Genomic DNA, 24,113 nt, shown 5'->3' on the forward strand with positions numbered 1-24,113 from the left:
TACCGTGTCGGACCGAGACCCGCGGGGTCCCCCACATCGGAGGGGTCGATCCGTTCGCGGGAGAGAGGGCAGCAACCAGGTGGCGGAGAAGACGACGCAAACCATCTATATCGAAGCCGACCCGGGCACCGTCATGCAGGTGATCGCGGACATCGATTCCTACCCGCAGTGGATCTCGGAGTACAAGGAAGCCGAGGTCCAGGAGAAGGACGCCGACGGCTACCCCAAAGTTGCGCGGATCGTCATGGACGCCACGGTGATCAAGGACACGATGGTGATGGCCTACGAGTGGCCCAAGGATCGCCAATCGGTGAGCTGGACGCTGGTGTCGAGCTCTTTACTGCGCTCCCTTGAAGGCTCATATCGGTTGGCGGCCAAGGGATCTGGCACCGAAGTCACCTACGAACTGTCCGTCGACCTGGCCATGCCGATGATCGGTCTGCTCAAGCGCAAGGCTGAGCGCCGGTTGACCGACACCGCGCTGAAGGATCTCAAGAAACGAGTCGAGGCTGAGTGAGTCCGCTGCGCCTGCCCCGGCCCGGATCAGCCTTTTCGTCGGCAAAGGCGGGGTAGGAAAATCCACCCTGGCTTGCGCCACCGCCGTCGGTGCCGCGAGCGCCGGGCAGCGAGTGCTTGTGGTCTCTACCGACCAGGCGCACTCGCTGGGTGATGTCCTGGGCATCGCCGTCTCGCCGAGCCAGGGCGAACCGGTGCGGGTGCTTGCCGACCTGGAAACCAGGCAAGCGGAGGCCGGCGGCGGGTTCCTCGACGCATTGGCATTGGACACGCTGGCCCTGCTCGAGGTCCGGTGGCATGACGTGGTCGCCACACTGGACCGGCGCTTTCCCGGCTCGGAACTGAGTACCATTGCACCCCAAGAACTTTCGGCCCTACCGGGTGTTCAGGAAGTGCTCGGTCTGTACGCCGTCGGTGAGCTGGCCCGCTCGGGAGAATGGGACCGCGTGGTGGTCGACTGCGCGTCGACCGCCGATGCTCTGCGGATGTTGACGTTGCCCGCCACCTTCGGGCTCTATGTCGAGCGGGCGTGGCCGCGGCATCGCCGGCTGTCCGTCACCACCGATGATGCCGGGTCGGCGGCGGTGGTCGCACTGCTGGAGCGGATCAGCTCTCATGTGGAGTCGCTCAGCGCGTTGCTCACCGACGGCGATCTGGTCAGCGCGCACCTGGTGCTGACCCCGGAGCGGGTGGTCGCGGCCGAGGCGGCCCGAACGCTGGGCTCGCTGGCCCTGATGGGGGTCCGCGTCGAAGAGTTGATCGTGAACCAGGTTCTGCTGCAAGACGACTCATACGAGTACCGCAACCTGCCCGAACACCCGGCTTTCTACTGGTACACCGAGCGCATCGCCGAGCAGCAGGGTGTGCTCGACGAACTCGACGCCACCATCGGTGAGGTGGCGCTGGTGATGACCCCGCATCTGTCCGGCGAGCCGATCGGCGCGAAGGCGCTGAGCGGACTGCTCGACGCTGCTCGGCGGCGGGGCGGCACGGCGCCACCTGGTCCGCTGCGGCCCACCGTGGACCTCGAGTCCGGGACGGGACTAGGGTCCATCTACCGCATGCGGCTAGCGTTGCCGCAACTCGATCCGTCGGCATTGACGTTGGGCCGCGCCGATGACGATCTGATCATCAGTGCCGGGGGATTGCGGCGCAGGGTTAGGTTGGCATCAGTACTTCGGCGGTGCGTTGTGCTGGACGCACATCTGCGGGGTAGCGAACTGACGGTGCGTTTTCGACCAGATCCGGAGGTGTGGCCGAAGTGAGTGAGGCTCATTCCGACATCGGTCCGGAACTGCGCAGGCTCGCCCAGACGATCCTGGACGGCATCGACCCCGCAGTGCGCGCGGCGGCGGCGCTGACGGCCGGCGCGGGCGTCGGCACCGGCAAGTGTCAGCAGATCTGGTGCCCGGTGTGCGCGCTGGCCGCGTTGGCAACCGGCGACCAGCACCCGCTGCTCACCGCGATCGCCGACCACAGCGTCGCCCTGCTCGAGGTGATCCGCGACATCGTCAACGACATCGACCGGTCCGCCAAGCCGACACCGGAACCGCCGAACGGTTCGCCCGGCGGCGGGCCCGCCGCGCCGGGTGACGCCAAAGACGCCACGCCGCGGACGCGCTATCAGACCATCCCGGTCACGCTCGAGGAGTGAGCGGGCTGCGTCGCAGGTGGTCCCTGCCGATGGGGATGGGTACAGTTGGCGCAGAACATCAGCGGTACAGCCGAGAGGGAGCGCCATGTGGTACTGGCTATTCAAGTACGTGCTCATCGGCCCGCCGCTGTCGCTGCTGGGGCGGCCGAAAGTTGAAGGCTTAGAACACGTTCCGAGTTCCGGGCCGGTGATACTGGCCAGCAACCACTTGGCGGTGATGGACAGCTTCTACCTTCCGCTGGTGGTGCGGCGCCGAATCACGTTCCTGGCCAAGTCGGAATATTTCACCGGCACCGGTTTGAAGGGCTGGTTTCAGCGGTGGTTCTTCACCGCCGTCGGCCAAGTGCCGATCGATCGCACCGACGCCGACAGCGCCCAGGCCGCGCTGAACACCGCCGAGCAGGTGCTGAGCCAGGGCAAGTTGCTGGGCATGTATCCCGAGGGCACGCGGTCGCCGGACGGGCGGCTGTACAAGGGCAAGACGGGACTGGCGCGGCTGGCCCTGGAGACCGGTGTTCCGGTGATCCCGGTTGCGATGATCGGCACCAACGTCGTCAACCCGCCCGGGACGAACATGCTGCGGTTCGGCCGGGTCACCGTCCGCTTCGGCAAGCCGATGGACTTCTCCCGGTTCGACGGGCTGGCCGGCAACCGCTTCATCGAGCGGGCCGTCACCGATGAGGTGATCTACGAACTGATGGGGCTGTCCGGCCAGGAATACGTCGACATCTACGCGGCGAGCCTGAAAAAGGGCGGTAGCGGCGACGCGGCCAACGGCGAGGCCGTTCGGATTCCCGAGACCGCCGCCGGTTAGCCGGCCGCGGTAACCGGCGTCAACTGCTGCGGAGCCGCATCCCGCGCGACCCCGCGGGCGGTGACGGTGACTCCGACCGTGACGATCACGGCCAGCGCCCACCACACGTAGGACATTCCGGCCAGCTGACGCCACCAGGCCGCGCTGGCCTCGTGATGCTTGGGCAGCAGGTCGATCGGCGACCAGCGCATCAGCGCCACTCCGATAACGCAGACGACCATCAGCGCCGCGTTGCGGCGCCGCCAGCCCAAGATCCCGGTCACGAGCACCGCCGGCAGCACCCAGACCCAGTGGTGCGACCAGGACACCGGCGAAACCACCAACCCGAACAGCGCCACGCACACCAGCGCAAGCGTGGGCTCGTCGGCGCGCAGCACCCGTCGCATCGCCCAGACCGTCACCGCGAGTACCAGCAGCGACGCGGCCACCCAGAGCAGGGACCGTTCCTGCTCGCCCAGCCCCAGCCGGGCCAGGGCGCCGGCGATGTTCTGGTCGGTGTTCAACGACGCGGAACCGATCCGGTCGGTGTGATGCACGGTGTGAGTCCAGTACTCCCACGAGTCGTTCCAGGCCAGAACGAAACCGAGCAGCGTAGCTCCCACAAAGGACGCCAGCGTGGTCAGCGCCGCGCGGTTGTCACGCCGCAACAGGAAATAGAGCAGGAACACGGCCGGGGTCAGCTTCAACGCCATGCCCAGACCCAACAGCAACCCACGCGGCCACGGCGTGCGCCGCGGCACACAGTCGGCGATCACCAGCGTCATCAGCACGACGTTGATCTGTCCGAAGGCGAAGTTCGAGCTGATCGGTTCCAGCCAGATCGCCGCCGCCGCCGCGGCGACGATCGCCAGCCACCACCGGCGTAGCCAGGGCGGCCCGGGCAGCGTCGTCGACGTCCGCCAGACGTCCAGGCGGGTCAGCACCATCACGGTCGACACGACCAGCAGCACCAGCGTCAAGGCGGTGATCGCGACGCTGGCGGTGGGCATGTGCATCCAGGCGAACGGGCAGAACACGATGGCCGCCAGCGGCGGATAGGTGAACGGCAGATCCACGATCGGTGTGTGGAACAGCGCATCCCCGCGATACAACGGCTGGCCGTCCATCCAGGCCCGCGCGCCCATCTGATAGACGTCGATATCGATGCGATAGGGAGTGTGCCCGAACAGCTGCCACGCCGCGTAACTCAGCCCCGCGGCGGCCACCAGCCAGGCCAGCACCCACAGCACCCACCCGGGTCGATTGCCCACGCCGGGCGCCTGCGGTCTACTCATGTCGCCCAACAGCGTAATGGGTGCCCGGGCCCCGACCCGCCTGATGCAGCGCGGGTCCCACGGCGCGGGCGCAGACAGGCGTACGTTTCAAGAGTGCTCCATTCGTTCGTGACCGAGGTGACCCGATGGTTTGCACATGACGTCTACGACCGCGGCCACCTGCCGCTGCTGTGCTGCCTGGTGGCCTTCATCCTGACGTTTTTCGTCACGCGAACGTTCGTCCGTTTCATCCGTCGCCGCGGCGATACCAGCCACCCCGCCCGGTGGTGGCACCCGCGCAACGTCCACGTCGGGGGAGTGCACATCCACCACGTGACCTTCGGGGTGGTGCTGACCCTGCTGTCCGGCCTGACTCTGGTCACGCTGTCCATCGACGGCCACGAGCCCGAATTCACCATTGCGGCAACCTTTTTCGGGATCGGCGCCGCCCTGGTCCTGGATGAGTACGCGTTGATCCTGCACCTGTCCGACGTCTACTGGTCCGAGGACGGCCGCACCTCGGTGGACGCGGTGTTCGCCGCGGTGGCGGTGGCCGGCCTGTTGATCATGGGCCTGCACCCGCTGATGTTCTTCCTGCCGATCTGGCACAACGCCGATTCGACTCCGCTGCGGGCAGTGGTGGCCAGCGCCATGGCGTTGACGTTGCCGCTGGCCGTCGTGGTGGTGCTCAAGGGCAAGGTGTGGACCGGCCTGCTGGGCATGTTCCTGGTCATCCTGCTGGTCATCGGCGCAATCCGGCTGTCGCGCCCACACGCCCCGTGGGCCCGGTGGCGATACTCCACGCAACCGGACAAGATGCGCCGCGCGCTGCAACGCGAGCGGAGACTGCGCCGCCCGGTGGTGCGGGCCAAGTTGTACTTGCAATGCGCGATCGCCGGCACGCCAAAGTTGCCCGATGAACGCACCGTCGACGCCACGCTCGACCACGAGGTCCACCCCGCGCCGGCGCCCACCGGGCCCATCCTGATCAGTCGATAGTCTGCGGCCTAAGCCGATGCCCCGGGTCCTCGCTCGCGCCGTTCCGGCGCTCGGCGTCGCCGGTCTAGGCTTCCCCGGGTGCGGTATTTCTACGACACCGAATTCATCGAGGACGGCCGCACCATCGAGCTGATCTCGATCGGGGTGGCCGCCGAAGACGGCCGTGAGTACTACGCGATATCCACGGAATTCGACCCCGAGCGCGCCGGGCCCTGGGTGCGCGCCAACGTGCTGCCGAAATTGCCGCCGCCGGCGTCGCAGCTGTGGCGCTCCCGCCGGCAGATCCGGGAAGACCTGGAGGGCTTCTTCGGCCTGAATTCTGGGGGGGCGGCCCCTGAGCCGATCGAGCTGTGGGCATGGGTGGCGGCCTACGATCACGTGGCCTTGTGCCAGTTGTGGGGAACCATGCCGGAGTTGCCGCGGTCCATCCCCCGTTTCACCCGCGAACTGCGGCAACTATGGGAAGACCGGGGCAGCCCCCGGATGCCGCCGCGGCCGTCCGATGCGCACGACGCGCTGGTCGACGCGCGCGATCAGCTCCGCAGATACCGGCTCATCACATCCGGGGATTGAGACCGCGGGCGGAACGCGCCCGCCGAGTCACGTTCGCGCAGATCAGCCCTGACCTGGGGCGTCCGCGCCCCAGCTAAGATGAACCGATGAACTGGACCGTCGACATACCGATCGATCAGCTGCCGCCGCTGCCGCCGCTGCCGACCGATCTGCGGGCGCGGTTAGATGCCGCGCTGGCCAAACCGGCAGCCCAGCAGCCCAGCTGGCCCGCCGACCAGGCGACGGCGATGCGTACGGTCCTGGAGAGCGTGCCGCCGGTGACGGTGCCGTCGGAGATCGTCCGGTTGCAAGAGCAGTTGGCCCAGGTGGCGCGGGGTGAGGCTTTCCTGCTGCAGGGCGGCGACTGCGCGGAGACGTTCACCGAGAACACCGAACCCCACATTCGCGCCAACGTGCGCACCCTGTTGCAGATGGCGGTGGTGCTGACCTACGGCTCGAGCCTGCCGGTGGTCAAGGTGGCCCGCATTGCGGGGCAGTACGCCAAGCCGCGATCGGCCGACATCGACGCGCTGGGGTTGAAGTCTTACCGCGGCGACATGATCAACGGCTTCGCCCCGGACGCCGCCGTGCGCGAGCACGACCCGTCGCGGTTGGTGCGTGCCTACGCCAACGCCAGCGCGGCGATGAACTTGGTTCGGGCGCTGACGTCTTCGGGATTGGCCTCGCTGCATCTGGTGCACGATTGGAACCGGGAATTCGTCCGGACCTCGCCGGCCGGCGCCCGGTACGAGGCGCTGGCCACCGAGATCGATCGCGGCCTGCGCTTCATGAGCGCCTGCGGCGTAGCCGACCGTAACCTGCAGACCGCCGAGATCTACGCCAGCCACGAGGCTTTGGTGCTCGACTACGAGCGGTCGATGCTGCGCCTGTCCGAGAGCGACAGCGGCGAACCGCAGCTGTATGACCTGTCGGCGCACACCGTGTGGATCGGCGAGCGGACCCGCCAGCTCGACGGCGCGCACATCGCCTTCGCCGAGGTGATCGCCAACCCGATCGGCGTCAAGATCGGCCCGACGATCACTCCCGAGCTGGCCGTCGAATACGTCGAGCGGCTCGACCCGCACAACAGGCCCGGCCGGCTGACCTTGGTGAGCAGGATGGGCAACAACAAAGTTCGCGATCTGCTTCCCCCGATCGTGGAGAAGGTCCAGGCTACCGGTCACCAGGTGATCTGGCAGTGCGACCCGATGCACGGCAACACCCACGAGTCGTCCAACGGCTACAAGACGCGCCACTTCGACCGCATCGTCGACGAGGTGCAGGGCTTCTTCGAGGTGCACCGCGCGCTGGGCACCCACCCGGGCGGCATCCACGTCGAGATCACCGGCGAGAACGTCACCGAGTGCCTGGGTGGGGCGCAAGACATTTCGGACACCGACCTGGTCGGCCGTTACGAAACAGCCTGCGACCCACGGCTGAATACCCAGCAGTCGCTGGAGTTGGCCTTCCTCGTCGCCGAGATGCTGCGCGACTGATCTTCGCGCGCTGGTCGGCTACAGCAGTCCGTCGAGGTTGCTCCCGACGGTCCACGCCGCGGTGGCGATCAGCCCGGTGATCGCCAGCACCAGCGCCACCCAGACCAACACCATGCGCCGGCGGTGCTGGCGCGCCCACACGAATTCGCTGATCGGGATGCCCGCGAATTCGCCTGTGACAGGGTCATATTCGTAGTCATCCTCGGGCTCGTCGTCGGTCTGCCCGGGGCGTTGCGGCTCCGACCACTCCTCGGGGCCCCGCGACATCTGGCGAGTGGGCTGGCGCACCGGCCCCGGGCCGGTCGGCGCCGGCTGCTGCACAGTCGCCGGGCGCTGGGTGGTCCGGCTGCGCTGCAGCGCAGCCGACCGGTGTTGTGCGGAGTTTCGTGGCGCCGGCACCCGAAAGTCCGGCAGCGCAAGCTCTTCGGCGATCGCATCGAGATCGGCGCGCATCTCTGTCGCGTCGGCATAGCGCTCGGCCGGGTCGCGGGCCGTCGCACGCTCCACGAATTCGTCGAACTGCGCGGGCACACCGTCGATGGCCGCACTGGGCGGGGGCACGTCAGTGTCCAGCCGCTGGTAGGCAAGCGACAACGCCGAGTCGCCGGTGAACGGCGCGCGCCCGGTCAGCAGCTCATAGGTCATGATCCCCGCCGAATAGACGTCGCTGCGCGGACTGGCGTCGCCGTCGCGCACCTGCTCGGGCGACAGGTAGGCCGCGGTACCCAAAATCACGCTGCTAGAGGTGATTCCGGCCGCCGCGACGGCCCGGACCAACCCGAAGTCGGCGATCTTCACCTCGCCGTCGTCGGAGATGAGCACGTTCTCGGGCTTGACGTCGCGATGCACCATGCCGGCCCGGTGCGCGGCGGCCAGCCCGCCGAGCACCGGACGAAGCACCGCCGCCACCGCGTACGGCGGCATGGGTCCGCGTTCGCCCAGCAACTCGCGCAGCGTGCCACCCTCGATGAGCTCCATCACCAGAAACGGGTGGCGGGCGTCCAGGCCCTGGTCGTAGACCGCCACCAGCCCGGGATCCTTGAGCCGGGCCACGGTTTGGGCCTCACGCTGGAACCGGGTCAGGAATTGCGCGTCGCCGGCGTAGCGGGAATCCATCACCTTCACCGCGACGGGGCGGTCGAGCCGTGTGTCCAGGCCGCGATACACCGTCGACGTGCCGCCGCTGGCGATCCGGGACTGAACCCGGTAGCGGCCGTCCAGCAAAGCGTTGTCCAACGGATCGACCGACCCGGCTTCGGGTCGGCGACCGTGCGGACCGGCCCGGCCCGAGGCGGGGGTCCCGCCCCCTCGCGGGGAAGGGCCGCGCGATTCAGCTTTGGCCACGGGGCCATCGTAAGTGCGCCCCCAGGATTGCCCGGCAGAACAGCGGATCAAGGCGGGCATCTAGGCATACACTTGCCCGGATGAGCGGTATTCCTGCCGGCGACGATGTGCTCGAGCCCGACGAGCCGATTTATGACTTGAAGCGGGTCGCCGAATTGATGGGGGTGCCGGTCACCAAGGTGCATCAGCAACTCCGGGAGGGGCACCTGGTTGCGGTCCGGCGCGACGAGGGACTGGTGGTACCGCAGGTGTTGTTCACCAAATCCGGTGAGGTGGTCAAAAGCCTGTCGGGTTTGTTGACGATCCTGCACGACGGCGGCTATCACGACACGGAGATCGTGCGCTGGTTGTTCACCCGGGACCCCTCGTTGACGGTCACCCGCGACGGAAGCCGGGATGCGCTCAACAACGCCCGTCCCGTCGACGCCCTGCACGCCCACCAGGCGCGGGAAGTCGTGCGCCGGGCGCAAGCGATGGCCTACTGAGCTCGTTGGCTCATCCGGCGGTGACGTCGGCTGGCTCGGCTTGCCGCGCCGGAGCGCGGTACAGGCTGTACCCCGCGATCAGCCCGCAGGCGGTGGCCAGCGAGAAGTGCAGCCACGAGTACATGCCATGCGAGCCATCGGGTTTGAAGATTACCATCACCCAGGTCGACAAGCCGCCGATGATCGCGACCGACCGTCGGGACCGCGCCAGCGGGGCCACGATCGCCAGCGGCCATGAGTAGTACCAGGGCAGGGCGGCCGGCACGAACAGCACCACGATCAGCATCGACCAGGCGATGCCGGTCAGCGCGGCCCGGTCGTCGCGGCGAAACCCCCACCACAACAGCGGCAGCGAAACCGCGATGACCGCGATGCCGACCAGCCTGGTGACGCGAAGGATCGGATAGAAGCTCACCGGGAAGAACCCGCTGCCGATCGCGTGGATCAGGTTGGCGGCCGCGGTCGGTACCGTCAGCCAGTTGATGATCTTCACCGATCCGGCCAGCGCGGTCAGCCAGCCCAGGCCGACGCCGGCCACCGCCGACAGGACCGCGAAAACCACGGCGAAGATCAACAGCGATAACGCGGTCGCGGTGAAAAACGCTGGCACCGGCCGATATCCCCGTCGATCGCGCAGATGCCGCATCCACACCCACACTAAAAATGGCAGCGCGATGCCCGCGGTGGCTTTGACCGCGATGGCGACCGTGATCAGCGTGATGCCCGCAACGGGGCGCCCACCGAACGTCAGCGCGACACCGGCGGCCATCAAGCCCACCATCAGCATCTCGTTGTGCACCCCGCCCATCAGATGAATGAGCACTAAGGGGTTGAGCACACAGATCCACAGCGCCGTCGAACCGTCGGCGCCCAGGTGCCGCGCCACGCGGGGCGTCGCCCAGACCAACAGTGCCAGGCCGGGCAGCATGCACAGCCGCAGCAACGCGGTGCCCGCGACCACGTTGTTGCCCACGATGATGGTGATGATCTTCGCCACCAGGATGAACGCCGGGCCATAAGGCGCGGTCGTGATCGACCAGATGGGACTGACGTTGTCCAGCAGGCTATTCGGGTTGGCGACGGGACCGACCGCATACGGATCCAGGCCGTCGCGCAGCAGCGCGCCCTGCGCCAGATACGAGTAGGTGTCCCGGCTGAAGACGGGTACCGACACCAGCAGCGGCGCGAGCCAGAAGCCGGTGGTGGCTTTCATGACGAACTCGCTCGCCTCGCCGGCCAGCACCCGACGGCCCAGGCCCAGCCAGGCGATCAGCATCAGGCCAACGCCGGTCCACAACACGATCGACGACAGCACCAGGCCGTGGCCAAAACGCAACCAGGACATGTGCATTGACTCGAGCAGCGGGTCGTGCTGGCGGGTGCTGCCGGCACCCAGGCCGCCGAGGGTGATCAGCACCGATCCCAGCAAGCCCAGCTTCGCCGGACGGGAATCGCCGGCGGCGACGAATGCCTTCAGCTGTGAAAGCCATTCGCCGCGAGAGGGTTTGGCTGCCGGCGAATCCGCTGCCGGGGTGTCGGTGGGCGTCGTCATCGGTTCAGGCGGACCGGTTCGTGGCCAGCTTGGCCAATTCGGACAGTCCCGCCTTGGCAGCGGTGTTGATGGGTGCGGCCGCCAGCGTGGCCAGCGCCCGCTGGGTCAGCGCCGCGATCCGTTGTTCGGCCGCGGCCAGGGCGCCCACCGCCTCGATGACGTCGCGCAGCTGATCCACCTGCGCGTCGGTCAGTCGGGCCCCGACCGAGGTCCGTAACAGCTTGGCCGCCACGGGGTCTGACTTCTCCGCCAACTCCACCGCCTCGGCCAGCAGCACCGTGCGCTTGCCCGATCGCAGATCATCCCCGGACGGCTTACCGGTGATCGCGGGGTCACCGAAAACCCCCAGGACGTCGTCGCGCAGCTGAAACGCCACCCCCAGGTCCGTCCCGAACTGGCTGAAGACGTCGTGGACGTCGGGCCGGTCGGCCGCGGCGGCCGCCCCGAGCTGCAGCGGCCGGGACACCGTGTAGCAGGCGGTTTTGAAGGTGTCGACGTTCATCGCCGAGGCGATCGAGGCGGCCGCGCTGGCCTCGGCGACGATGTCGAGGTACTGCCCGCCGAGCACCTCGGTGCGGATGTTGGCCCACACCCGCCGCACCCGCCTTTGCGCCTGTGGCGTCAATTCGACACCGAAGATGACATCATCGGCCCAGGCCAGCGCGAGATCACCGAGCAGGATGGCGGCCGACATGCCGAACTGCTCCGGCGAGCCCTGCCAGTGCCGGTCGCGATGCAGCTTCGCGAACTGCACGTGCGTGGTCGGCCGGCCCCGACGGGTCGAAGAGTCGTCGATCACGTCGTCGTGCACCAACGCGCAGGCGTGCAGCAACTCGAGTGCGGAAAACAGCAGCAGCACTTGCTCATCGGGGGCTTCGGTGGTCACGGCGCGCCAGCCCCAATAGGCGAACAAGGGTCGTAGCCGCTTGCCCCCGCCCAGCACGAAATCTTCCAGCGCGGCGATCAGACCGCCGTAGTCGTCACCGATGTACGCGGTCTCGGTGCGCCGGTCATGCATGTACCGCCGCAATTGGTCGGTGATGGCGCCGGTCAACTCGACGGTTGCCGCTGCTTCTGAAGCTCCTAGGCTCAGCGCGGCACCCCTTTCTGCTCGGCTGGCTGGGTGTTAAGGCCCGATCAGTGTATTCGCCGCGCCACCTGTGCTGCCTCGCACATGACCCGGACCGCTGGACCCAGTTGCTTCGCCTGCCTCATTAACCCGCCCCTATGCTGGCGGGTGCGCTGGGGCTCGCGCGGAATCTGCGCGGCCACTCCGGCGCCCGGGCCAATAGTCGTCAGATGGAGAGAAGCCGCGTGACCCTCAACACCATTGCGCTCGAGCTGGTGCCGCCGAACGCCGACGAAGGTCGGGAGCGGGCACTCGAAGAGGCGCAGAAAGTGGTGCGGAATTCCGCCGAGTCCGGCCTCGACGGCCGGATCCGGCACGTGATGATTCCGGGGATCATCGCCGAGGACGACGACCGTCCCATTCAGATGAAGCCTAAGTTGGACGTGCTCGACTTCTGGTCGGTCGTCAAGCCGCAACTGCCCGGAATCAAGGGCCTGTGCACGCAGGTCACCGCGTTCATGGACGAGCCGTCGCTGCGCGCGCGGCTGACCGAGCTGACGTCGGCCGGCATGGAAGGCGTTGTCTTCGTCGGCGTGCCGCGCACCATGAACGACGGCGAGGGCTCCGGCGTGGCCCCCACCGACGCCCTGTCGATCTACCGCGAGCTGGTGACCAACCGCGGCGTCATCCTGATCCCCACCCGAGACGGCGAACAGGGGCGGTTCAACTTCAAGTGCGACCAGGGCGCCACCTACGGTATGACCCAGCTGTTGTACTCCGACGCGATCGTCGGCTTCCTGAGGGAATTCGCCAAAACGACCGACCACCGGCCGGAGATCCTGCTGTCGTTCGGCTTCGTGCCGAAGATGGAGAGCCGGGTCGGGCTGATCAACTGGCTCATTCAGGATCCCGGCAATCCGGCGGTGGCCGGCGAGCAGGAGTTCGTCAAGACGCTGGCAGCCGGCGAACCGGCGCAGAAGCGCCAGCAGATGGTCGACCTCTACAAGCGCGTCATCGACGGGGTCGCCGAGCTCGGCTTCCCGCTGAGCATCCATCTCGAGGCGACTTACGGGAATTCCGGGCCGGCCTTCCAGACGTTCGCGGAGATGCTCGCCTACTGGTCGCCGCTCGGCAGGGCCAGCTAGCCGGGCGGCGGTTGGTCGCGCGGCGCGGTCAACCGCGGTGACCGGTCCCGGCTGACCCAGGCCAAGAGGCCCACCACGCCCGCGGCCGCGAACGACGCGATGCACAGCCACACCACCGCTCCGGTGAAGGACCGGGTGTTGGGGTCGGTGTAGCGGGCCTGGGCGGACATGGCGGTCACCACGCCCGGCTTGAGCTTCCAAGCCACCACGTCGGGTTCGACCCGATCGCCGTTGGTGGAGGTCACCACGCCGGGGAAGGCCACTGTCAGCTCGACGTCGGCTTCGGGGTCAGTCAGCGAGGTCAGGTCCGCCCGGCCCTCCAGGATCACCAGGTTGCCGTTGCGGCGCAGCGTCAGGTTCACCCCGGAGGCGTCGGAGTTCATGTTCGCCAGCTGCGGCAACTCCGCGAACGTCAGATCGGAGAACACCGCCTGCGAGCCGACGTAGCCGTCGCTGTCGTAGTTCGACACCGCCACCTTCTGACTGAAGGGCAGGTTATTGCTGTCCAGTTGTGGACCGGTGTCTTTGGAGGTCTTGGGTTTGGCGGCGGCGACGATCTCGCCGGACACCAGGTCATCGGGGGAGATGGTGAGCGAAGCCCTGACCCGCAGGCATCCGGTGGCCAGCGGCACCAGCAGCAGCAACATCGCGATGGCCGTCAGGCGGCGCCGCCGAGCTCGAAACACTCGGGATCCTCGGCGGCGGGACGGGGGAGAGCTGGCTCGCACCAGGTCATCGTGCCAGATCCGATGTGCCACTTAGGTGGAGTCTTCCGATGTGTGCCGACTTCGGGTGTTAGAGAGGAAGCTTGCGGCCCAGGATCGCGAACGCCCGCGGGTCGCCGGCGAAGTGGTAGCCGCGGATGACGTCGGCGAAACCCAGGCGCCGGTACAGTCGCCAGGCGCGGTTGGGCTCACCATTGGTTTCCGGCGTGGAGAGCAGCACATTCTGCTCGGCGCGACCCGCCAGCAGCCGTCGCGCCAACGCCTCGCCGAGACCCCGGCCCTGGGCGCGGGGATGGATGTGCAACTCGGTCAACTCGAAGTAGCTGTCCATCAGCCTGGAGATCTCCTGGGGCGGCGAGCCGCCGCGCCGCATACCCAGCACGACCTGCTGCTGCCACCATTGCCCGGGCGCGCCGGGGTAGCCGTAGGCCACCCCGAGCAGCCGCGCGCTGGCCAAGTCTTCCGCAGCGGGCAGTTGTGCGCCTGCGTCTTCGGGTTCCTGGGTTTCGACGACGCCGGCGCCCTGCCAGCCCCGTCGCCGAATGTGTTCGAGCCACATCGCGGCGCGCTGGTTCTCGGTGCCCCGTGGGTAGCGCATCGCATCGACGTACACCGTCAGGGCGTCACCCAGGCGACGCTCCATGTCGTTGGGAAGCAGATCGATGAGGAATATCGCCAACTCGCGGTTCCCTCCTCGTCGGTCATCAAGGCTCATGCGGCGCCTCGGTGTGGTCGCTGTTGACCGGGCTCCTACTGCCCATTATCGGACCCATGTGCGACGGCCGGACGGGCGGTCGTGGCACCGGACCGGCGAACCGTCCCAGTTCGGGAAGCCGGTTGTAGCGCACGGCTGTTCCGGTCTGGCCGAGCGCCGCGAGGCGGCCGGGATAGAATCGGCGGCGAACCAGTGGTATGGGGCAGATTGACCTCGTATCATTCAATTAGTTGCCCCCGCAACGGGCATCCGCGTGTTACCGATAGTCACGTGCCACACCGCCGGCAAGGAGGGACGAATGCCACTCTCCGATCATGAGCAGCGGATGCTCGATCAGATCGAGAGCGCTCTCTACGCCGAGGACCCCAAATTCGCGTCAAGTGTTCGCGGCGGAGGGTTTCGCGCACCTACCGCCCGTCGGCGGCTGCAGGGCGTGGCAATGTTCGTCATCGGTCTGGCGATGCTGGTCTCCGGGGTGGCGTTCAGGGCGACGATGATCGGAAACTTCCCGATTCTCAGCGTCTTCGGGTTCATCGTCATGTTCGGCGGAGTGATCTTCGCGATCACGGGTCCCCGGTTGTCCGGCAGGGCCGATCATTCCGGGCCGGCTCCCACTTCGCTGCGTCAGCGCCGCAACAAGGGCGGGGGTTCGTTCACCAGCCGCATGGAGGATCGGTTCCGCCGCCGCTTCGACGACTAGGCGCATTCACACATTCGGGGTAGCCACCGGCTGCCTCGATTTGTTTTTCCAGGGCTCGGTGGCGTCTAACGTCCGCCTCTGAAGCGTACGCAACCGTCGATGCCGTTTTGCGGCTCAATAGAGCCCTAACCGAGGCGCGTCGCAGCGTTCATGCCCCACCGCGCCCCACTAGAGTTCCCCACTACGCCCCACAATGCGCGTTTTGCCTGGTACGAGTGGTTCTCCTGATGGCGCGAAACACGCCCGGGCATGCCCTCGACACACCCCACGCGACACCTTGACGGGGCACTGACGACGGATAACCCTGAAAATGGCCCGACGACACTTCAGAAATGGGGCGGAGTGGGGGATTGTGGGGTATGGTGGCTGCAGTGTTTGGGTGACCCCATAGGGGAGGTGAGCTGGTGTTTCTCGGCACCTACACGCCCAAACTCGACGACAAGGGGCGGCTGACGCTGCCCGCCAAGTTCCGCGACGCACTGGCAGGGGGGTTGATGGTCACCAAGAGCCAGGACCACAGCCTCGCCGTCTATCCGCGGGCGGAATTCGAGCAACTGGCCCGCCGGGCGAGCAAGGCCTCGCGGAGCAACCCCGAGGCCCGGGCGTTTCTCCGCAACCTCGCGGCCGGCACCGACGAGCAGCATCCCGACGCGCAAGGCCGGATCACGTTGTCGGCCGATCACCGGCGCTACGCGAACCTCTCGAAGGACTGCGTGGTCATCGGCGCGATCGACAACCTGGAGATCTGGGATGCGCAGGCCTGGCAGGACTACCAGCAGACCCACGAAGAGAACTTCTCCGCGGCCAGCGATGAAGCACTCGGCGACATTATCTGAGGCGCATGCCCGTGCAACGTGGCCTCTGCCCGAACCGACCCTGGCGTACTTCCCCAACGCCAGGTTCGCGTCTTCGGTCAGAGACCTCGATGCAGGGGCGCCGCACCTGGTAAGGCCCGTCCGGGCGGCACAAACCCGAAGCGGTGCGAGGACCCGTCTCATGGGGGTCCGGGGGGCCGACGGGTGCCGGCAGATCCGTGGAGGCGTTGCGGTGAATGAGAATTCGAGCTCCGACGACTACGGGCATGTCCCCGTCCTGCTGGAACGCTGCGTCCAACTGCTCACACCCGCGCTGACCCGTCACCACACCGACGGGTCGGGGGCGACGCTGCTCGATGCCACCCTGGGCGCGGGCGGGCATGCGGAACGGTTCCTCGCCGACCTGCCGGGGTTACGGCTGATCGGACTCGACCGCGATCCCAGCGCGCTGGACATCGCCCGGGCACGGCTGGCGCGCTTCGCCGACCGGGTCACGCTGGTGCACACGCGCTACGACGGCATCGCGGCGGCGTTGGCCCAATCCGGTTATGCGGCAACCGAATCAGTGGATGGAATGCTGTTCGACCTTGGGGTGTCGTCCATGCAGCTGGATCGCGCGGAGCGGGGCTTCGCCTACGCCCAGGACGCACCGCTGGACATGCGGATGGACCCCTCGTCGCCGCTGACCGCGGCCGACATCGTCAACACCTACGACGAGGCGGAGCTGGCGAACATCTTGCACCGCTTCGGCGAGGAGCGGTTCGCACGTCGCATCGCCGCGCACATCGTGCGCCGACGTGCCCGTGACCCGTTCACGTCGACGTCGGACCTGGTGGCCCTGCTCTACGAAGCGATTCCGGCCGCGGCCCGGCGCACCGGCGGACATCCGGCCAAGCGCACGTTCCAGGCGCTACGGGTCGCGGTCAACGACGAACTGGACACGCTGCGCCGCGCGCTCCCGGCCGCCCTGCACGCGCTGGACGTCGGCGGGCGCATCGTGGTGATGGCCTACCAATCGCTGGAGGACCGGATCGTCAAGCGGCTCTTCGCCCAGGCGGTCGCGTCGCGCACCCCGGTGGACCTGCCGGTCGAGCTTCCCGGCCATGAGCCGCGATTCCGGTCCCTCACACACGGCGCCGAACGCGCCGACGGCACCGAGGTCGAACGCAATCCACGCAGTGCCGCGGTGCGGCTGCGGGCGCTGCAACGAATGCAATCAGAGCAGGCTAGCGGGAAAGGCGACGCATGAGAGCAGAACGCGAGACGTCAAAACGCCGCGGCGGCGACCGTCGGGGCGGACGCGACGGTTCTGCCCGGCGGGGCACTCGTTCGGCGGCCGAATCCGGATCGGCGCGGCGCACCCGAAGCGGCCGGAGCTCGGCGCCCGCGCGCGAAGCCCGCGCGCCCAAGTCCGGACCGCAGACCAGCCCTATCGCCCGGCCGGTTGAGCGGCAGGCGCGGCCCAAGAGCGCCAGCCAGGCCAAGGCGCGTGCCAAGGCGCGGAAAGCCAAAGCGCCCAAGGTGGTTCGTCCTCGCCTGACCGAACGGCTGGCCGCCCGCCTGGCATCGATCGACCTGCGGCCGCGGACTTTGGCCAGCAAGGTTCCGTTCGTCGTCCTGATCATCGGTGCGCTGGGCGTCGGCCTGGGGCTCACGCTGTGGCTCTCCACCGATTCCGCCGAGCGCTCCTACAAGTTGAGCCATGCCAGGGAGCGGACCCGGTTGCTGCAGCAGCAGAAGGAAGCGCTGGAGCGCGACGTGCGCGAGGCGGAGGCCGCCCCGGCGCTGGCGGAGGCGGCCCGCAAGCAGGGCATGATCCCGAGCCGGGACACTGCGCACCTGGTCCAGGACCCGTCCGGGAATTGGGTGGTGGTCGGCACACCCAAGCCGGCCGACGGCGTTCCGCCGCCGCCGCTGAACAGCAAGCTTCCCGACGAAGCGCCGCAGCCTCCCAAGCCACCGGCCGCTCCCCCGGAGGTCTCGACCCGGGCGGAGCCGGTCCCCGGCGGACCCGCCCCGGCCAGGTCCGGGCCCGAAGCGCTGCTGCGCGCTCCCGACGGTGCGTCGACGGTGGGCGGTCAACACCTAGCGCCGGCGGTGCCCCCGGTGCCCGGCGCGCCTGCCGCCCCCGGGCTGCCGGTGACGGGTACGCTGCCCGGCATGCCAGGCGGACCGGCGACGGGTGCATTGCCCGGCATGCCCGCTGCACCGGCCACCGCTGCACCCGCCGGCCCGGTCACCGGACTCGCACCCGGTGTGCTGCCGGGTTTGCCGACGCCGGGATTACCCGTGCCGGCCCGACCTGCGACCCCTCCAGCCCCGGCCGAAGTACCGATTCCCTTGGGCGGGCTGCCGATTCCGGCTCCTGGCCAGGTGCCCGCGCCGTTGCCGGCCGAGATTCCGGTCCCGTTGCAGTTGGGTCGTCCGGCGGCGCCGGCTCAACCGGTTGCTCCCGGCGCGCCGGCTAACGGCCTGCCCGGGCCTGCGGTCGTCGCGCCGCCAGGTGCGCCCAGGTGAGCCGCGGTGAATCCCCGCGGGCACGACGGTCGCAGTCCGCGCGTCCGACACGTGGTCCCCGTAAGGACATGGAGGCCAAGGGCGTACGGCAACCCAAGCGGCGCGTGAAGCCTCAGCAAGCCGACGTCAGCCGAGACATTCGCGAGCGGAAGCGATTCCGGAAAGCCAAGCAAGCCAAGAACGTCGAGGTGGCGGCCGGACACTCGGCGCGGGAGCGTCGCACTCGCCAGATCGTGGAGTTGACCAGCCGCGGCGGGTCATTCGTCTTCCGGCATCGGGCCGGCAACGTGGTCATCCTGGTGCTGATGCTGATGGCCGCCGCCCAGCTGTTCGTCCTGCAGGTGACCAACGCCCCGTCGCTGCGCGCCCAGGCCGCCGGTCAGCTCAAGGTCACCGATGTGGAGAAAGCGGTGCGCGGCAGCATCATCGACCGCCGCAAAGACCAGCTTGCCTTCACCATCGAGTCGCGTGCGCTGACGTTTCAGCCGAAACGGATCCGCAAACAACTGGAGGAAGCCAAAGCCAAGAACTCGACCGCCCCCGATCCGCAGCAGCGGTTGCGCGATATCGCCAAAGAGGTCTCCAGCCGCCTGGGAAACAAGCCGGACTCGGCGACCGTCTTGAAGAAGCTGCAAACCGACGACAACTTCGTTTATCTGGCGCGCGCCGTCGATCCCGCTGTCGCCAGCGCGATCTCGGACAAATATCCCGAGGTCGGTTCCGAACGCCAGGATCTGCGCCAGTATCCGGGCGGGTCGCTGGCGGCCAACATCGTCGGCGGCATCGACTGGGACGGTCACGGCCTGCTGGGACTGGAAGAGGCGATGGACTCGGTGCTGTCCGGCACCGACGGATCGGTCACCTACGACCGCGGATCCGACGGTGTGGTCATCCCCGGCAGTTACCGCAACCGGCATCGGGCGGTCAACGGCTCGATGGTCCAGCTGACCCTCGACGACGACATCCAGTTCTACGTGCAGCAGCAGGTTCAGCAGGCCAAGAATGTGTCTGGCGCGCACAATGTTTCGGCTGTCGTGCTCGACGCCAAGACCAGCGAAGTGCTGGCCATGGCCAACGACAACACCTTTGATCCCTCCCAGGACATCGGGCGTCAGGGCGACAAACAGCTGGGCAACCTGGCGGTGTCCTCGCCGTTCGAGCCCGGCTCGGTGAACAAGGTGATCACCGCGTCGTCGGTCATCGAGTACGGCCTGACCAATCCCGATGAGGTGTTGCAGGTTCCCGGCACCATCCAGATGGGCGGGGTGTCCATCCACGACGCGTGGGACCACGGCGTGATGCCCTACACCACCACCGGCGTGTTCGGAAAGTCCTCCAACGTAGGCACTTTGATGCTCGCGCAGCGCGTCGGCCCGGAGCGCTACTACGACATGGTCCGCAAATTCGGTCTGGGGCAACGCACCAACGTGGGCCTGCCGGGTGAGAGCGCCGGACTGGTGCCGCCGATCGACCAGTGGTCGGGCAGCACCTTCTCGAACCTGCCCATCGGGCAAGGTCTTTCGATGACGCTGTTGCAGATGACCGGGATGTATCAGGCGATCGCTAACGACGGGCTGCGGGTACCGCCACGGATCGTCAAGGCCACCATCGCCCCCGACGGCACGCGCACCGAAGAGCCGCGTCCGGAAGGCGTGCGGGTGGTGTCGCCGCAGACGGCGCAGACCGTGCGCAACATGCTGCGTGCCGTCGTGCAAAAGGACCCGATGGGTTACCAGCAGGGCACCGGGTCCGCAGGCGCGGTGACGGGCTATCAGATGGCCGGCAAGACGGGCACCGCGCAGCAGATCAACCCGGCCTGCGGCTGCTATTTCGACAACGTCTACTGGATCACGTTCGCCGGAATGGCCACCGTCGACAACCCCCGGTATGTCATCGGAATCATGATGGACAACCCGGAGCGCAACGCCGACGGCACGCCGGGTCACTCGGCGGCCCCGCTGTTCCACAACATCGCCGGCTGGCTCATGCAGCGCGAGAACGTGCCGCTGTCGCCCGACCCTGGCCCGCCGCTGACATTGCAGGCCACCTAGCGGCGATCGCCAGGGCGGCGGAGCCGGGCGCAGCGGGTCGCCGCCAGACAGCCGGGGCGCTAAACCCCCGTCGCGCCGCCCGCCGGCTCCATCGGCGCGCGGATCGCCTCATGGCCGTTGCGGCTAGGTAGGGTGTCATGGCCGATCATGAGGATGACGCAGCGTCGGAGGGAGGTGTGAGGAGAAGTGGTGCCGGTGCCCACTGGGTTGCGCCCCAGCGCCGCCGCGGGCGCGCAGCTGCCCGCGCTCGCCGAACAGGTCGCGTCGGCGGCCGGCGGTCCAGGTCAGGGCACCGCCGTGCCCGACGTGACCATCACCGGGGTGACGTTGAGCGCCCAGGATGTGCTGCCCGGTGACCTGTTCGCCGCACTGCCCGGTCTGACGACCCATGGAGCCCGCTACGTTGCCGACGCGATCGAACGCGGCGCGGTCGCCGTACTCACCGATCCCGGCGGAGTCGCCGAGATGACCGCGGCCGGCACCCCGACTGTCCCGACGCTGGTGCACCCCGACCCGCGCAGCGTGCTCGGCGGGCTGGCCGCCGCGGTGTACGGGAATCCGTCCGAACGGGTGGCCGTCATCGGCATCACCGGCACGTCCGGCAAGACGACCACCACTTATATGGTCGAATCCGGTCTGCGGGCGGCCGGCCGCACGGCCGGGCTGATCGGCACCATCGGCCTTCGCATCGCCGGCGCCGACGTCCCCAGCGCGCTGACCACTCCGGAGGCCCCCGCACTGCAGGCGATGCTGGCGGCCATGGCCGAACAGGGCGTGGACACCGTCGTCATGGAGGTCTCCAGCCATGCGCTGGCGTTGGGCCGGGTGGACGGAACCGGCTTCGCGGTGGGTGGTTTCACCAACCTGTCGCGCGATCACCTCGACTTTCACCCAACCATGGAAGACTACTTCAACACTAAAGCCTTGCTGTTCGAACCGGATTCGCCGCTGCGGGCGCGCCGCGTCGTGGTGTGCGTCGACGACGAGGCCGGGCGGGCCATGGCGGCTCGGGCCGGCGACGCGATCACCGTCAGCGCCGAGGGGCAGCCCGCGAACTGGCGCGCCGTCGACGTGGCCCCGATGGGGGCCGGGGGACAACAGTTCACCGTCGTAGATCCCGCCGGCGCTCGGCATCAGATCGGAGTGCCGCTACCCGGCCACTACAACGTCGCCAATTGCCTTGTGGCACTGGCTCTTCTGGACGCGGTGGGGGTGTCGGCGGAGCAGGCGGCGCCGGGACTGCGGCAGACCCGGGTGCCGGGACGCATGGAAGAGATCGACGTCGGCCAGGACTTCCTGGCGCTGGTCGACTACGCCCACAAGCCGGGCGCCTTGCGTGCGGTGCTGACCACGCTGGAGCGTCCGGGTCGCCGCGTGGCGGTGGTCTTCGGCGCCGGTGGCGAGCGCGATCCGGGCAAACGGGCGCCCATGGGCGCCACGGCCGCCGAGCTGGCCGACCTGGTCGTCGTCACCGATGACAATCCGCGCGGTGAGGACCCGGCCTCGATTCGCCGGGAAATCCTGGCCGGCGCGATCGAGAGTGGTTGCGCGGCAGAGGTTGTCGAGGTCGCCGACCGACGCGAAGCGATCAGGCACGCGGTCGCCTGGGCGGGTCCCGGTGATGTGGTGCTGATCGCGGGCAAGGGCCACGAAACCGGGCAGCGCGCCGGCGGACACACCCGCCCCTTCGACGACCGGGTGGAGCTGGCAGAGGCGTTGCGGGATCTCGACGGGGTACAGCGGTGATCGACCTGACCGTCTCCCAGATCGCCGACATCGTCGGGGGCACCCTGTCCGACATCTCCCCGCACGAGGCCGCGCAGCGTCACGTCACCTCGACGGTGGAATTCGACTCACGCGCCGTCAAGCCGGGCGGGCTGTTCCTGGCGCTGCCGGGAGCGCGCACCGATGGGCATGACTTCGCGGATTCGGCGGTCGCCGCCGGTGCGGTCGCCGTACTCGCGGCGCGACCGGTCGGGGTCCCGGCCATCGTGGTGCCCCCGCAACCGCCGGTGGCGCACCGGGACCGCGGGCTGGCCGGGGTGCTCGAGCACGACGTCGACGGGTCCGGCGCGGCGGTGCTGAGCGCGCTGGCCAAGTTGGCCCGGGTGGTCGCCGCCGAATTGGTGGCCGGCGGCCTGAGGATCGTCGGCATCACCGGATCTTCGGGGAAGACCTCGACCAAGGACCTGGTGGCCGCCGTGCTGGCGCCGCTGGGTGAGGTGGTGGCCCCGCCCGGGTCGTTCAACAACGAGCTTGGGCACCCCTGGACGGTGCTGCGCGCGACGGCCGACACCGATTACCTGGTTCTCGAGATGTCGGCCCGCCATCCCGGAAACATCGCCGCGCTCGCCGAAATCGCCACACCGTCAATCGGTGTGGTCCTCAACGTCGGGACCGCGCACCTGGGCGAGTTCGGCTCACGCGAAGCCATTGCCCAAACCAAATCCGAACTGCCACAGTCTGTTCCGGCTTCCGGCGTGGTGATCCTGAACGCCGACGATCCGGCCGTGGCAGCCATGGCGAACGTGACCGCCGCCCGGGTGGTCCGAGTCAGCCGCGCCGAGGGCACCACGGCGGGCCCCAGCGACCTGTGGGCCGGACCGGTGTCGCTCGACGAATTGGCCAGGCCACGGTTCACGCTGCACCGGCGCGACGCGTCCGGGGTGACGCAGGTGCCGGTGCAACTCGGCGTCTACGGCGATCACCAGGTGGGCAACGCGCTGTGCGCGGCCGCGGTCGCGCTGGAGTGCGGCGCAGACCTCGAACAGGTGGCGGCCGCACTCGCCGGCACGGGCCCGGTGTCGTCGCACCGCATGCAGGTCACTACCCGCGCCGACGGGGTTACCGTGATCGACGACGCCTACAACGCCAACCCCGATTCCATGCGGGCCGGGTTGCAGGCGCTGGCCTGGATCGCCCGCGGCGGGGGCGCGGGCGGCGGGCACAGCCCCGCCGAAAAGCGCAGGAGCTGGGCGGTGCTCGGCGAGATGGCTGAGCTCGGTGAGGATGCCATAGTCGAGCACGATCGCATCGGCCGGCTCGCCGTGCGCTTAGATGTGTCTCGACTCGTTGTCGTGGGAAGTGGGAGGTCGATGAGCGCCATGCACCACGGGGCGGTCATGGAGGGGTCGTGGGGCCCCGAATCCACCATGGTTGACGACGCCAACGCCGCGCTCGCACTGCTGCGGGCCGAAGTGCAACCCGGCGACGTCGTCCTGGTCAAGGCATCGAACGCCGCCGGTCTTGGTGCGTTGGCCGACGCGCTGGCCTCGGAGAACTCCGTCGGCGGGACCGGCCCGTGAGACAGATCCTCATCGCGGTCGCCGTCGCGCTGACCGTGTCCATCCTGCTGACCCCGGCGCTGATCCGGCTGTTTACGAAGCAGGGATTCGGCCACCAGATCCGCGAGGACGGCCCGCCCACCCACCACACCAAGCGCGGCACGCCGTCGATGGGCGGCGTGGCGATCCTCGCCGGCATCTGGGCGGGCTACCTCGGCACCCACCTCGCCGGGCTGGCGTTCGACGGTGAGGGGATTTCGGCGTCGGGTCTGCTGGTGCTGGGTCTGGCCACCGTGCTGGGCGGGGTCGGATTCCTCGATGACCTGATCAAGATCCGCAGGTCGCGCAACCTCGGGTTGAACAAGACGGCCAAGACGGTCGGGCAGATCAGCGCCGCCGTGTTGTTCGGTGTGTTGGTGTTGCAGTT

The 24,113-nt window shown here is 68.4% G+C and carries 22 protein-coding genes and 1 pseudogene; 17 read left to right on the forward strand and 6 right to left on the reverse strand.

The window, feature by feature from the left end; translation table 11 throughout:
* The first annotated feature begins 79 nt into the window (after positions 1-79).
* From VFW69_RS11720 to VFW69_RS11735, 4 genes are all read left to right on the forward strand, one after another.
* The gene (locus tag VFW69_RS11720; RefSeq protein ID WP_526501352.1) at positions 80-517 is read left to right on the forward strand and encodes an SRPBCC family protein; all 438 of its coding nucleotides are present in this window, start codon (positions 80-82) and stop codon (positions 515-517) included.
* A complete protein-coding gene (locus VFW69_RS11725) occupies positions 510-1,781 on the forward strand; it encodes an ArsA family ATPase (RefSeq protein ID WP_526501385.1) in 1,272 nt (423 codons plus the stop codon). Before VFW69_RS11720 ends, VFW69_RS11725 begins: the two co-directional genes overlap by 8 nt.
* Positions 1,778-2,170 (forward strand): hypothetical protein, encoded by a 393-nt coding sequence (locus tag VFW69_RS11730; protein ID WP_526501354.1) that lies wholly within the window; start codon positions 1,778-1,780, stop codon positions 2,168-2,170. The genes VFW69_RS11725 and VFW69_RS11730 overlap by 4 nt, the downstream gene beginning before the upstream one ends.
* Before the next feature lie 85 nt (positions 2,171-2,255).
* On the forward strand, positions 2,256-2,984 hold the full coding sequence (locus tag VFW69_RS11735; RefSeq protein ID WP_526501356.1) for a lysophospholipid acyltransferase family protein: 729 nt from the start codon (positions 2,256-2,258) through the stop codon (positions 2,982-2,984).
* Here the strand turns inward: VFW69_RS11735 and VFW69_RS11740 are convergent.
* Complete coding sequence (locus tag VFW69_RS11740; protein WP_526501358.1) at positions 2,981-4,258, reverse strand: glycosyltransferase 87 family protein; 1,278 nt, start codon at positions 4,256-4,258, stop codon at positions 2,981-2,983. The two genes, VFW69_RS11735 and VFW69_RS11740, sit on opposite strands and share 4 nt — an antisense overlap.
* Positions 4,259-4,366: 108 nt before the next feature.
* Between VFW69_RS11740 and VFW69_RS11745 the strand changes: the two genes are divergently transcribed.
* The 3 genes from VFW69_RS11745 to VFW69_RS11755 all read left to right on the forward strand — a co-directional run bounded on the left by VFW69_RS11745 (position 4,367) and on the right by VFW69_RS11755 (position 7,284).
* Positions 4,367-5,236, forward strand: coding sequence for a hypothetical protein (locus VFW69_RS11745; protein WP_526501387.1), 870 nt, complete (start codon positions 4,367-4,369; stop codon positions 5,234-5,236).
* 78 nt (positions 5,237-5,314) lie between these two features.
* Positions 5,315-5,809: a polyadenylate-specific 3'-exoribonuclease AS gene (locus tag VFW69_RS11750; RefSeq protein WP_526501360.1), complete on the forward strand. Its 495-nt coding sequence runs from the start codon at positions 5,315-5,317 to the stop codon at positions 5,807-5,809.
* 86 nt (positions 5,810-5,895) lie between these two features.
* Positions 5,896-7,284, forward strand: a complete 1,389-nt coding sequence (locus VFW69_RS11755; RefSeq protein ID WP_526501362.1) for a class II 3-deoxy-7-phosphoheptulonate synthase — start codon at positions 5,896-5,898, stop codon at positions 7,282-7,284.
* An 18-nt stretch (positions 7,285-7,302) separates the two neighbouring features.
* Here the strand turns inward: VFW69_RS11755 and VFW69_RS11760 are convergent, their stop codons facing one another.
* Positions 7,303-8,520 (reverse strand): protein kinase domain-containing protein, encoded by a 1,218-nt coding sequence (locus VFW69_RS11760; protein WP_526501389.1) that lies wholly within the window; start codon positions 8,518-8,520, stop codon positions 7,303-7,305.
* A 188-nt stretch (positions 8,521-8,708) separates the two neighbouring features.
* On the opposite strand from VFW69_RS11760, the gene VFW69_RS11765 reads away from it, so the two are divergent.
* Positions 8,709-9,113: an Rv2175c family DNA-binding protein gene (locus VFW69_RS11765; protein ID WP_526501364.1), complete on the forward strand. Its 405-nt coding sequence runs from the start codon at positions 8,709-8,711 to the stop codon at positions 9,111-9,113.
* Positions 9,114-9,123: 10 nt separating this feature from the next.
* On the opposite strand, the gene VFW69_RS11770 is transcribed toward VFW69_RS11765, so the two are convergent.
* Together VFW69_RS11770 and idsA2 are read right to left on the reverse strand one after the other, a co-directional pair.
* Positions 9,124-10,665, reverse strand: coding sequence for an alpha-(1->6)-mannopyranosyltransferase A (locus VFW69_RS11770; RefSeq protein WP_526501366.1), 1,542 nt, complete (start codon positions 10,663-10,665; stop codon positions 9,124-9,126).
* A 4-nt stretch (positions 10,666-10,669) separates the two neighbouring features.
* The gene (gene idsA2 / locus VFW69_RS11775; RefSeq protein ID WP_526501368.1) at positions 10,670-11,719 is read right to left on the reverse strand and encodes a bifunctional (2E,6E)-farnesyl/geranyl diphosphate synthase; all 1,050 of its coding nucleotides are present in this window, start codon (positions 11,717-11,719) and stop codon (positions 10,670-10,672) included.
* Between the two features lie 260 nt (positions 11,720-11,979).
* On the opposite strand from idsA2, the gene VFW69_RS11780 reads away from it, so the two are divergent.
* Positions 11,980-12,879, forward strand: coding sequence for a mycobacterial-type methylenetetrahydrofolate reductase (locus VFW69_RS11780; RefSeq protein ID WP_526501391.1), 900 nt, complete (start codon positions 11,980-11,982; stop codon positions 12,877-12,879).
* Here VFW69_RS11780 and lppM read toward each other — a convergent pair.
* Together lppM and VFW69_RS11790 are read right to left on the reverse strand one after the other, a co-directional pair.
* The gene (gene lppM / locus VFW69_RS11785; RefSeq protein WP_526501370.1) at positions 12,876-13,565 is read right to left on the reverse strand and encodes a lipoprotein LppM; all 690 of its coding nucleotides are present in this window, start codon (positions 13,563-13,565) and stop codon (positions 12,876-12,878) included. The two genes, VFW69_RS11780 and lppM, sit on opposite strands and share 4 nt — an antisense overlap.
* A 109-nt stretch (positions 13,566-13,674) precedes the next feature.
* Complete coding sequence (locus VFW69_RS11790; protein ID WP_526501393.1) at positions 13,675-14,283, reverse strand: GNAT family N-acetyltransferase; 609 nt, start codon at positions 14,281-14,283, stop codon at positions 13,675-13,677.
* Between the two features lie 334 nt (positions 14,284-14,617).
* On the opposite strand from VFW69_RS11790, the gene VFW69_RS11795 reads away from it, so the two are divergent.
* The 8 genes and pseudogenes from VFW69_RS11795 to VFW69_RS11830 all read left to right on the forward strand — a co-directional run.
* The gene (locus tag VFW69_RS11795; protein ID WP_526501372.1) at positions 14,618-15,019 is read left to right on the forward strand and encodes an SCO2097 family morphological protein; all 402 of its coding nucleotides are present in this window, start codon (positions 14,618-14,620) and stop codon (positions 15,017-15,019) included.
* A 404-nt stretch (positions 15,020-15,423) separates the two neighbouring features.
* Entirely contained in the window at positions 15,424-15,855 is a 432-nt protein-coding gene (gene mraZ, locus VFW69_RS11800; protein ID WP_067352892.1) for a division/cell wall cluster transcriptional repressor MraZ, read from the forward strand.
* Positions 15,830-17,083, forward strand: coding sequence for a 16S rRNA (cytosine(1402)-N(4))-methyltransferase RsmH (rsmH, locus tag VFW69_RS11805; RefSeq protein WP_526501375.1), 1,254 nt, complete (start codon positions 15,830-15,832; stop codon positions 17,081-17,083). Before mraZ ends, rsmH begins: the two co-directional genes overlap by 26 nt.
* Positions 17,080-18,351: a cell division protein FtsL gene (gene ftsL, locus VFW69_RS11810; protein ID WP_526501377.1), complete on the forward strand. Its 1,272-nt coding sequence runs from the start codon at positions 17,080-17,082 to the stop codon at positions 18,349-18,351. The genes rsmH and ftsL overlap by 4 nt, the downstream gene beginning before the upstream one ends.
* A gap of 68 nt (positions 18,352-18,419) precedes the next feature.
* Positions 18,420-20,402 carry a peptidoglycan D,D-transpeptidase FtsI family protein gene (locus VFW69_RS11815; RefSeq protein WP_526501395.1) on the forward strand — a complete coding sequence of 661 codons (1,983 nt, stop codon included), beginning with the start codon at positions 18,420-18,422 and terminating at the stop codon, positions 20,400-20,402.
* Between the two features lie 186 nt (positions 20,403-20,588).
* Positions 20,589-22,148: a UDP-N-acetylmuramoyl-L-alanyl-D-glutamate--2,6-diaminopimelate ligase gene (locus tag VFW69_RS11820; RefSeq protein ID WP_526501379.1), complete on the forward strand. Its 1,560-nt coding sequence runs from the start codon at positions 20,589-20,591 to the stop codon at positions 22,146-22,148.
* Positions 22,145-23,707, forward strand: coding sequence for a UDP-N-acetylmuramoyl-tripeptide--D-alanyl-D-alanine ligase (locus VFW69_RS11825; RefSeq protein ID WP_526501381.1), 1,563 nt, complete (start codon positions 22,145-22,147; stop codon positions 23,705-23,707). Before VFW69_RS11820 ends, VFW69_RS11825 begins: the two co-directional genes overlap by 4 nt.
* A pseudogene (locus VFW69_RS11830) lies at positions 23,704-24,113 on the forward strand (phospho-N-acetylmuramoyl-pentapeptide-transferase); the annotation flags it as partial. The gene VFW69_RS11825 and the pseudogene VFW69_RS11830, both read left to right, overlap by 4 nt.

It is taken from the genome of Mycobacterium sp. (assembly GCF_036273375.1).
GTDB lineage: Bacteria > Actinomycetota > Actinomycetes > Mycobacteriales > Mycobacteriaceae > Mycobacterium.